The organism is Brachybacterium tyrofermentans, assembly GCF_039526165.1.
Taxonomy (GTDB): domain Bacteria; phylum Actinomycetota; class Actinomycetes; order Actinomycetales; family Dermabacteraceae; genus Brachybacterium; species Brachybacterium tyrofermentans.
Genome location: NZ_BAAAIR010000010.1, coordinates 1 through 3,127, shown reverse-complemented (window position 1 = coordinate 3,127; position 3,127 = coordinate 1). Strand labels below are relative to the sequence as shown.

General features: G+C 66.1%; 2 protein-coding genes and 1 pseudogene. 2 read left to right on the top strand and 1 reads right to left on the bottom strand.

Going from position 1 to position 3,127, the window contains the following annotated elements:
- Positions 1-158 precede the first annotated feature (158 nt).
- Positions 159-1,382 carry an IS110 family RNA-guided transposase gene (locus tag ABD093_RS03020; protein WP_343922341.1) on the top strand — a complete coding sequence of 408 codons (1,224 nt, stop codon included), beginning with the start codon at positions 159-161 and terminating at the stop codon, positions 1,380-1,382.
- A gap of 28 nt (positions 1,383-1,410) precedes the next feature.
- Here ABD093_RS03020 and ABD093_RS03015 read toward each other — a convergent pair whose 3' ends face one another.
- Positions 1,411-2,460: an IS630 family transposase gene (locus ABD093_RS03015; protein WP_343922343.1), complete on the bottom strand. Its 1,050-nt coding sequence runs from the start codon at positions 2,458-2,460 to the stop codon at positions 1,411-1,413.
- A gap of 87 nt (positions 2,461-2,547) precedes the next feature.
- Here ABD093_RS03015 and ABD093_RS19680 point away from each other — a divergent pair.
- A pseudogene (locus ABD093_RS19680) lies at positions 2,548-3,127 on the top strand (transposase family protein); the annotation flags it as partial.

Below are 3,127 nucleotides of genomic sequence, written 5' to 3'. Positions count from 1 at the left end.
CAACGACGCGACGCTCCCCATCACCACGAACCGGGAAGAGCCCGTTGACCGCTGATAGGGACACGGCCCAGCACTGCTGAGGTCTCTTTGTAACGTGGGTGCCGGCACCGGGTGTCAAGACTGCGACCAGCAATGATGCTCCAAGGAAGGACAGCATCATGGACACAAGATTCGCGGTCGTCATCGGCCTGGACGTCGGGAAATCCGGCCACCATGCCTGTGCTCTGGACCCCGACGGGAACCGCCTGTTCGACAAGCCCTTGGTCCAGGACGAAGCCGAGCTCCGGGAACTGTTCACGAACCTGCAGAAGCACGGCGAGGTGCTGATGGTCGTCGACCAGCCCAACACCATCGGGGCGCTGCCGATCGCAGTCGCCCGGGATGCGGGCTGCACCGTCGCCTACCTCCCAGGGTTGGCGATGAGAAAGGCCGCAGACCTCTATCCAGGCAGGTCAAAGACCGATGCACGCGATGCGTTCATCATCGCCGACACCGCTCGGACTATGCCCCGCACGCTGAGGCAGGTCGATCGGGACAACGAGATCCTCTCCGCGCTGAAGGTTCTGGCCGGCTTCGATGAGGACCTCGCTCACGAGACCACCAGGGCTCTGAATCGGATCCGGTCCCTCCTGACCCAGATCCATCCCGCAATTGAGCGAGTCTTCGTCGGAGGCAGCCTCGCCACGACACTGGTGCTGGATCTGCTGGAGAAGTTCGGCGGCCCCACCGGACTCAAGACTGCAGGTCGTGGCAGAGTTCTGCGATTCGCCCGGTCCCACTCACGCCGCGATCCCGAAGCACTGATCGATCAGATCTTCACCGCGCTCGGCGAGCAGACCGTCGTCGTTCCCGCGACCGCCGCAGTGGAGTTGGTGATCCCCCGAGTCGCTGGCCAGGTCAAGGCATTGAAGGAGCAACGGGCGACCGTGGCCAGGGAGGTCGAGGCCATGCTGGAGGACTTCCCTCTCGCCTCGGTCTTGATGAGCATGCCGGGGATCGGCATCAAGACCGCCGCCCAGATCCTCCTGAACATCGGCGACGGCTCCGCGTTCGAGACCCCTGGCCACCTTGCGGCCTATGCCGGCATCGCGCCGGTCACGCGAAGATCCGGCACCTCGATCCGCGGCGAGTTCCCCGCCCGATCCGGCAACAAGCGGCTGAAGAACGCTCTGTTCTACTCCGCCTGGGTCGCCTCGAACCACGACCCGATCTCCAAGGCCTACTACGACCGCAAACGCGCCCAGGGGAAGCGCCACAACGCCGCCGTGATCTGCCTGGCCCGACGCCGCTGCAACGTCATCTTCGCGATGCTCCGCGACGGCACCTACTACCAGCCCCCATCAACCACCCCGACCCCCGAGCCGGCCGCCCTCGCGGCTTGACTCGAAACATAGGGACCCCCCCCAGTCACTAGTGGCGCGTGTTTGAGATGGGTTTACGGTTTGCCTTCGTGAGGATGTCCTCGGCGGTCTTGGTCCAGACGAAGGGATGGCAGCGGTCGTTCCATCCGTTGATGAAAGCGCGGATCTTGGCGTTGAGATCCTTGACGGAGCCGAAGCTGCCGCGATGGATGGCCTGTCGTTCGATGATCGAGAACCAGACCTCGACCAGGTTCAGCCACGAAGCGGACGTCGGCGTGAAGTGGACCTGGATGCGCGGATTCGCCGTCAGCCAGTCGCGGACCTCTGGCGTCTTGTGGGCGGCGTAGTTGTCCATCACCAGGTGCAGCTCCTGATCGGGGTAGGCGCGGGAGACCTGCCTCAGAAAGGCCAGAAACTCCTGATGGCGGTGACGCTTCTCGCAGGCCGCGGTCACCGTGCCGGTCGCGATCTCCAGCGCCGCGAACAGCGTGGACGTGCCGTGGCGCTTGTAGTCGTGGGTCCGCCGCTCGGGCAGCCCCGGTTGCATCGGCAGCAGCGGCGCGGTGCGATCCAGCGCCTGAATCTGGGACTTCTCGTCCACGCACAGCACGACCGCGTTCTCGGGAGGCTCCAGGTAGAGCCCGACCACATCGGTGACCTTGGCGACCAGCTCCGGGTCAGTGGAGAACTTGAAGGTCTCGCTCCGCCAGGGCTGAACCCCGTACTCCCGCCAGGCCTTCGCGACGGTGCCATTGCCGATCCCCAGGTGCCGGCCCAGCAGCCGCGAGGACCAGTGCGTAACCCCGTACTTCTTCGGCGGCGGAGCCAGCGTCGCCGAGACGATCTGGCCATGATCGACCTGGCGCGGCCGTCCCGCGCGGGGCTCATCCTCCAGCCCCTCGATACCTTTGACCTGGTAACGGTCCCGCCAGGCCAGCACGGTCGGCCGGGAGACCCCCACCGTCTGGGCGATATGGGTGTTAGAGACCCCATCGGCGGCCAGCAGCACGATCCGTGCCCGCTGCGCCAGCCCCGCTTTCACCGTCGATGAACGGGTGAGCCGTCGCAGCTGCTCGAGGTCACCCTCGCGCAATATCAGAGCCGNGCGTCGTTGACGTAGAACGGCTCGTGGTCCTGCTGTGATGGGTGTTGTCAAGACATCCGAATCTCAGAGGACCACGAGCCTGTGCACGAGAGTACTGGTTCGCAGCGCGATGCTGCGAGCACGATCTTCAACCTGCCCAACTACCGCGTCATCGACGCCACCGACCTGCCCGACGGGGACCGGCGGGTGGTGATCGCCTCGACCGTCCCGCCGGGCTGCCCATCCTGTGGGGTGCTCGCGACGAAGGTCCACTCCCGCCGGTCACAGCAGGTCCGGGACGTTCCCGTCGCCGGCGCGACGGTCGTGGTGTGGGCCAAACGGCGCTGGTTCTGCCTCGAGCCAGGCTGTGACAGGGGCACGTTCTGGGAGTCCACCGAGCAGATCCCTCGATACGCCCGATCGACGACCCGGCNTCTGCCGTGATCCGTTCCGGCCGTGCAGCCTCCGAGGTGGCCCGGGCCCACGGCGTCTCGTGGTGGCTGGTCCAGGCAGCCCTGGCAGCTGCTGCCGTGGTCCTGACTGATGTCGAGGCGACGCGCGTGAGGCGGCTGGGCATCGATGAGCACCGCTACCGGTCGGTGCGCTGGTTCCGCACCGACGAGGGCGCTTGGAGACGGTTCGAGCCGTGGATGACGACGCTGGTCGACCTGGCCACCGGGCA

Bases quoted from the DNA above. Each gene is read 5' to 3' on its own strand.
- ABD093_RS03020 (WP_343922341.1), top strand. From the start codon at position 159: ATGGACACAAGATTCGCGGTCGTCATCGGCCTGGACGTCGGGAAATCC.